Here is a 7,354-nt window from a genome sequence, read left to right as displayed (position 1 = left end):
TTTAGAGGGTGTTTGAAAATACCTGGCGGTTAAAACCGCGACTACACTCACCAAGTCTACCGACGCAGACTCAATCAAATCAAGGTTCTCAGTAATCTGCGTCGGCAGGTTTTCTCCGGTAGCCGCAACTTCAGTCGCCAGGGTGACTTTTTCCTCTCAGCTCTTAACTCTCCTAGCGTCCAATGCCTACATAACGGAAGCCTGCTTGCTCCACGATCTCTTGATCTAAGAAGTTGCGTCCATCGATAATGACGGGGCTGTGCATCAGCTTCGCGAGACGGACAAAATCAAGGGTGCGGAATTCCTGCCAGTCAGTGACTAAAATCAGCGCATCACAGCCATCTGCAAGCCGCTCTGAGTCAGTTTCCACCAAGACATCAGAGATGCCATGACGCATTCCGCTTTGGGAGATGATCGGATCGTAGGCTTTCACCTTGGTTCCCAGCCGGGTCAACTGCTCAATGATGTTCAGGGCGGGTGCATCCCGCAGGTCATCCGTATCGGGCTTAAAGGTCAGTCCTAACAAACCAACGGTTTTACCCTTGAGGATTTTGAGAACCTGTTGCAGTTTTTCTACCACAATCAAGCGCTGACGCTGGTTGACACTCACGACAGACTTTAATAGTTGTGCTTCATACCCATAGTCATCTGCGGTATGAATCAGGGCAGACACATCTTTGGGGAAGCAGGAGCCACCCCAACCGATTCCGGCTTGCAAAAACTTGCTACCAATGCGGGAATCTAACCCGATGCCCCTGGCGACTTCCACTACATTGGCACCAACGCGATCGCAGATATTCGCCACTTCATTGATAAAGCTAATCTTGGTGGCCAGGAACGCATTAGCCGCATACTTGATCATTTCTGCCGAACTGAGATCTGTAGTGACGACAGGCACTGGGGGAAGAGTGGGATCCTCGCCAAACTGCCGATTTACAATGGGAGCATATAGTTCCTGCATCAGGGCGATCGCCTGGGGACTACTGCCGCCTAAGACAATGCGATCGGGGTTGAAGGTGTCATACACGGCAGAGCCTTCCCGCAAGAACTCCGGATTGCTGATGACATCAAATTTGGGTTCTTTCGCCAGGGCGATCGCAGTTTCTACCACGGCGTTACCACCGCCTCCCACCACCATTGGGGCTTCTACGGTAGCTTGTCGTTCTGCATAGCCATCCAGTACCAGCATTCTCACCCAGTCACCGGAGCCGATCGGTACGGTGGACTTATTGACAATCACTTTATATTCCTCGTTTAGATGAGCACCAATACCTCGCGCAACAGCTTCCACATAGCGAGTATCACTTTGTCCGTTGGGTAGGGCTGGAGTACCGACCGCAATAAAGAGAATCTGGCCATGATGCACACCAGCTTGCAGATCCGTTGTGAATTCAATCGTGCCTGCCTGGATGCAGGATTGGAGAATTTCTGAAAGTCCTGACTCGAAGATCGGCGATTGTCCGGCCTTCATCAGTTTCACTTTCTCCTCGTTGTTATCCACACAAATCACATGATGGCCGACATGAGCCAGACATGCCCCAGTTACTAAACCAACATAGCCCGTACCAATCACACAGACACGCATGGCCTATCCTCAACAAAACACTAAAGGACACAATATAGGGTAGGTTACACGGAAGCGACTCGATCGCCACTGGGGGTAGTTCCAGGAATTCCCAACCGGGTGCGGAAATCTTCGATGGTGAGACGTAACCCTTCAGCCAACGGTACGATAGGCTGCCAATCCAGCAGTTTCTTAGCTCTAGTAATATCAGGACGGCGGCGACGGGGGTCATCTTGAGGCAGGGGTTCAAACCGCAAATCAACATCAGGATTAACCATTTCCTGAACGGTTTGAGCCAATTGCAGAATTGTATATTCGTCTGGATTGCCCAAATTAACCGGGCCACTATGAGCACCATTCATTAGCCGAATTAGACCATCAACCAGATCGGAGACATAACAGAAACTTCGGGTTTGAGAACCTGTTCCATAAACAGTCAGGGGAATACCCTTAAGAGCCTGCACGATGAAGTTGCTGATAACTCGTCCATCGTTTTCTAGCATGCGGGGGCCATAGGTGTTGAAGATGCGAGCCACTCGAATATCCACATCATTCTGGCGGTGGTAATCAAAGGCCAGGGTTTCCGCAACTCGTTTGCCCTCGTCGTAGCAGCTACGAATGCCGATCGAGTTCACATTTCCCCAATATTCTTCTGCCTGGGGATGAATTTCTGGATCCCCATATACCTCAGAGGTCGAAGCCAGCAGGAATCTAGCTTTTACCCGTTTCGCCAGACCCAACATGTGCAGGGTGCCTATGACGTTGGTTTTGATGGTTTTGACGGGGTTGTACTGGTAGTGAACGGGAGAAGCAGGGCAGGCCAGGTGATAGATTTGGTCAACTTCCAGGCGAATCGGTTCTGTGATGTCATGACGAATCAGTTCAAAGTAGGGGTGGCCTATCCATTTCATGACATTTTGCTTGCGGCCTGTATAAAAGTTATCCAGGCAAATCACTTCGTGGCCTTCAGTCATCAGGCGATCAATCAGGTGGGAACCAATAAAGCCCGCACCACCCGTCACTAAAATTCTCATAGGGTCAGGTTATCTCTAACGTGCATCAAATAGATTCTATAGTTGCTGTTGCAGCCACTCAGTCAATGGTTTTGGGCAGATGATTGCCACCCATGCAAAAAGCTTACCAGTCCCAAACTATAAAAATCCTAAACAGAGTAATTATTTCCGTAAATACCGATATCCCTGAATTTACGGAAGTTTTAAATCATTCTGAAGACAAGAATGGCTAATTAGCCGACGGGGGAACTGGATGACAGGGAAAGGGAGTGGGCATTAGGAGTCCAGTTTGAGTACGGCCATGAACGCTTCCTGGGGGACATCAACGGTGCCGATCGCCTTCATGCGTTTTTTACCTTTGGCCTGCTTCTGCAAGAGTTTCTTCTTCCGGCTGATATCCCCGCCATAACACTTCGCCAATACATCCTTACGCATTGCGGGGATATGTTCGCTGGCGATCACTTTTGCTCCGATCGCCGCTTGAATGGGAATCTTGAACTGATGACGGGGAATCAATTCTTTGAGTTTCTCAGTGAGGGCACGACCCACGTTGTAAGCCTTATCCCGATGGACGATGGTCGCCAAGGGATCAACCGGATCCCCATTAATTAGAATGTCCAGCTTCACCAGGGGATTTTCCCGATAGCCAATCAGGTGATATTCCATGCTGGCATAGCCTCGCGATCGGGACTTCATCTGATCAAAAAAGTCAGTTGCCACTTCGGCCAGGGGCAATTCGTAAATTAATGTGGTGCGCTCCGGTGTCAGGTATTTCATATCTTTGAAGACTCCCCGACGACCCTGGGCCAACTCCATGAGAGTACCGACATAAGCTTCGGGGGTGATGATGTCTACCTGAACATAGGGTTCCTCGATTTTTTCCCGGTACTGGGGATCGGGCAACTTGCTGGGATTGTCGATGTACAGCACCTCCCCCTTAATGGTTGTCACCCGGTAGACCACCGAAGGAGCCGTGGTGATTAAATCGAGGTTGTATTCTCGCTCTAAGCGCTCCTGAACAATTTCCATGTGCAGTAAACCGAGGAAGCCGCAGCGGAAGCCAAATCCCATAGCGCTGGAGGTTTCTGGTTCGTAATTGAGGGCAGCATCACTGAGCTTGAGTTTTTCCAGAGCTTCCCGCAGGTCTTCAAACTGGTCAGCATCGGTGGGAAACAGACCGCAAAAAACCATCGGTTTGGCTTCGACGTAACCGGGCAGGGGTGCCGGTGCCGGAGCGTTAGCCAGCGTAATCGTATCGCCTACACGGGCATCTTCCACGGCTTTAATGGCGGCTGCCAGATAACCCACCTCTCCGGCATGGAGCTCTTCCACCTGCACCTGATTGGGGGACAGTACGCCCAATTCATCAATTTCGTATTCCTTCTGGGAGGCCATCAGGCGGATGCGATCGCCCCGCTTCACCGTACCATCCATCACCCGGAAGTACACGATTACCCCCCGATACGGGTCGTAGTAGCTATCAAAAATCAGTGCCCGCAAGCGTTCCTTGACGGTATCTTGAGGCGGCGGAACGAGATGAACGATCGATTCCAGAATTTCTGGAATGCCAACCCCTTCTTTCGCTGAAGCCAGGATCGCCTGACTGCAATCCAGCCCCACTACATCTTCAATTTCTTTTTTGACGCGATCGGGTTCGGCTCCTGGTAGGTCAATTTTATTTAGAACAGGAATAATTTCCAGGTCATGCTCCAGCGCCAGGTACACATTCGCCAAAGTCTGAGCTTCCACGCCCTGGGAGGCATCCACCACCAGCAAAGCTCCTTCACAGGCAGCCAGCGATCGCGACACTTCATAGGAGAAATCAACGTGCCCCGGTGTATCAATCAGATTCAAGACGTAGTGCTGGCCGTCTTTGGCATGATAATTCATGCGGGCAGCCTGGAGCTTGATGGTAATGCCTCGCTCCCGCTCCAGTTCCATGTTGTCCAGAAACTGCTCCTTCATCTCGCGGGCATCGACGGTGCCAGTTGCCTGCAACAAGCGATCGGCCAGCGTCGATTTGCCGTGGTCAATGTGAGCAATAATGGAAAAGTTACGAATATGGGAAACGGGCACATCAGTCATAGGAGTTGCTCAACCTGGGAAAAGCCAGACAAAGGGTACATAAAGCTTATTTTCAGATCCAGAACGATCGTTTCGCTTCAGAAAAGCTCCGGTTTTCCAGATGGATCTGGTTTAATTCGTCTTAACGCATTTTAACGGTTCTGTCCTTCAGAACCCAGTTTTTCGAGTTCTTGAAGTTTGTAAAATTAAAGAGGGAGTTGCTGTAGTAGAGTACATTGCAGAAAAATTGTGCAAACCGCGGTTCTCTATTTCTTACCTGATTGGAACTAAACCAAGTCCAGCTAGAGAACGATCATTTTCCTGTCAGAAAAACGATTGTTCTGGACTTGGACAAGGTTTAGAAGGGTTTTTCAGCCATCTCGCCTTGCTTCTTTACGTTTTCCTAGATCTAAACCTATGAATGAATCTGCACTCCATGCCAGTTCCCCCTCCGACAAGATCGAGATTGCGGTTCGGATAGACTCTGACTTACTGGATCAAATTAAGCATCTGACTAACGATCCCAGTAAGGTGATTGAGGTGGCAGTACGACAGTGGCTCCGTAACGAGTTACGCCGGGATGATGAATTGACCCGCACCTTACCTCGTAACCCACCGGTGCCTCTTCGCGGGGAATGGAACGATTAACCCTTGAGATTAACCCTTGACGGGGTGATACAAGGAACTTGAATTCAGTTTAGCCACAGACGACTCCCTGGATCCAGGCTAGATTGGTTGTGCATAATGACAGCATCTGCCTTTGCTTATTGTTCAGACCATTCTATCTTATACAAGCCGTCAGCTAAAGCTGTGATGATTTTTTCTGCCAGTTATCCGCGCTCTTCACCAGAAGCGAGTTCTTCCCAGATTGTGTTCACCCACAACGCTGAAGGCCAAATATTCTCTTTTTGCTGGTCTGTTGCCAACCACCCCGTGCCAGTGGAACGTGTCATTGGAGGACAACTTGGGGAGGTCTTTGCCCCCCTTGAATTAACCGCATACCGGAATACCGTGAAGCAGGTGTTGGCCACTGTAACGGCGCAACAATTTAGCGGCGAATTCTATCTCGGCGATCGCAGCTTCTGGTTGGATCTGGTAATTAGCCCTGTTCTATTACCCAACGGTTCCCCCACAACGGTTGTAGTGACTGGAGAGAGTACACCCGTGATGACCGAGGGAACCGCCAATGAACCTCAGTCAGAGCCGATGGTGATCCCAACGGTACTTCCAGTCCCCCCAGCATCCTGTCATCCAACTGCCGTTCCTATCAGTGCCGAGCGGCATCATAAACTCTTGACCCAAATTGCCTGGAATATTCGCCGCACGCTAGATCTACCGACGATTTGGCAACAGACGGTGGAGGGACTGGGCAAAGTCTTGGGCGTGAATCGCTGTATTGTCTGTCCTTACGAAGTGAATCAGCCCACCTTGAAGGTGATGGCCGAGTATTGCTGGGGGGAATTTTGCCCCATGCAAGGGCTGGAATTTGTGGTGGCCGATGATCCGGATTTGAGCAGGGCGATCGCCACGCTGCACCCCGTTAATATTCGTGGATGTGGTGAGGTGCTTCCCCAGGCCACGGATCAACCGCTCAGGCTACGAAGCTCACTGAAGCACTCGATGCTGATTGTGACCACTTCCTACCAGGATCAGCCCAATGGGTTGATTGTGCTGTATCAGGATGATCAGCCTCGTCGCTGGACTGAGGTGGAACTGGAATTTATTCAGGAACTTGCAGATCAGGTGGGAACGGCGATCGCTCACGCTACTCTAATTGCCAACAGTCAGGCTCTAGCGGAAGAACTGCGGAAGGCCAACAGTACCTTGTTACAAAAACATCGGGAACTGGAGGAAGCCAGAGAGCAAGCTGAAGAAGCCTCTCGTTTGAAAAGTGAGTTTTTGGCTAATACCTCTCACGAAGTTCGCACTCCCCTCAACGGCATTTTAGGCTGCTTAAATCTAATTTTGGATGGTACGGTAGATGAACCAGAGGAGCAGATCAAGTTTATTCGCGATGCTAAAAAATCAGCCTTGCACCTGCTGAGTGTTTTGGACGATATTCTCGACATTGCCAAATTGGAGGCCGGAAAGCTCCGCATTGAATTGGCACCTGTTAAGTTGAGGGATCTTCTGAACGAGGTTAAAGACTATGTTGATACTCTAGTTCGTTCTACCAATCTAAGCTTTGAGATCCAGGATCTGCCTACCAATGACGAGATTATTGTATACGGCAATTATCAGAGACTTGTCCAGGTAATGCTGAATTTAGTGGGTAATGCCTTCAAATTCACTCATGAAGGTGGAGTAACTGTTAGTGTCGAGATCCTCAAAAAGAAAATAACTTTTCAGGAGAAAAATTTTCCTGGATTGCTAAAAATTCGGGTTGCAGATACAGGAATCGGAGTTTCTTTAGATAGACAGGATCGATTGTTCCAATCTTTTAGCCAGGTGGATGGCTCACGTACGCGGCGCTATGGAGGCACGGGGTTGGGGTTAGTCATATCACAAAGCCTGGTAGAGGCAATGGGTGGTACAGTCAATTTTTACAGCATGGGCGAAGGGCTGGGGTCTACCGTAACCTTTACTGTTCCCCTTTATCAGGAACCTTTGATGATTTCCTCTCTAACAATGGATTCCTTCGATCTACTTTAGAGGGTGTTGTGACATCCTCCCGACACCAATGCTACGCATACGGTGCGGGCTTCCCAAGATC

Annotated in this window: 5 protein-coding genes; 2 read left to right on the top strand and 3 right to left on the bottom strand. The window is 49.8% G+C overall.

What is annotated here, in order from left to right; translation table 11 throughout:
* Positions 1-172: 172 nt before the first annotated feature.
* The 3 genes from ACUVQO_RS21665 to lepA form a co-directional block, all read right to left on the bottom strand.
* Entirely contained in the window at positions 173-1,585 is a 1,413-nt protein-coding gene (locus ACUVQO_RS21665) for a UDP-glucose dehydrogenase family protein (RefSeq protein ID WP_445927898.1), read from the bottom strand.
* Positions 1,586-1,629: 44 nt separating this feature from the next.
* Positions 1,630-2,598: a UDP-glucuronic acid decarboxylase family protein gene (locus tag ACUVQO_RS21660; RefSeq protein WP_445927897.1), complete on the bottom strand. Its 969-nt coding sequence runs from the start codon at positions 2,596-2,598 to the stop codon at positions 1,630-1,632.
* A 255-nt stretch (positions 2,599-2,853) separates the two neighbouring features.
* Positions 2,854-4,662: a translation elongation factor 4 gene (gene lepA, locus ACUVQO_RS21655; protein ID WP_445927896.1), complete on the bottom strand. Its 1,809-nt coding sequence runs from the start codon at positions 4,660-4,662 to the stop codon at positions 2,854-2,856.
* A 396-nt stretch (positions 4,663-5,058) separates the two neighbouring features.
* On the opposite strand from lepA, the gene ACUVQO_RS21650 reads away from it, so the two are divergent.
* Positions 5,059-5,289, top strand: a complete 231-nt coding sequence (locus ACUVQO_RS21650) for a hypothetical protein (RefSeq protein ID WP_445927895.1) — start codon at positions 5,059-5,061, stop codon at positions 5,287-5,289.
* A 285-nt stretch (positions 5,290-5,574) separates the two neighbouring features.
* Positions 5,575-7,293 carry an ATP-binding protein gene (locus ACUVQO_RS21645; RefSeq protein WP_445927894.1) on the top strand — a complete coding sequence of 573 codons (1,719 nt, stop codon included), beginning with the start codon at positions 5,575-5,577 and terminating at the stop codon, positions 7,291-7,293.
* Positions 7,294-7,354 lie beyond the last annotated feature (61 nt).

The organism is Leptodesmis sp., assembly GCF_052746595.1.
Note: the sequence above shows the minus strand (reverse complement) of the source record. Positions and strands in the feature narration are given on the sequence as shown.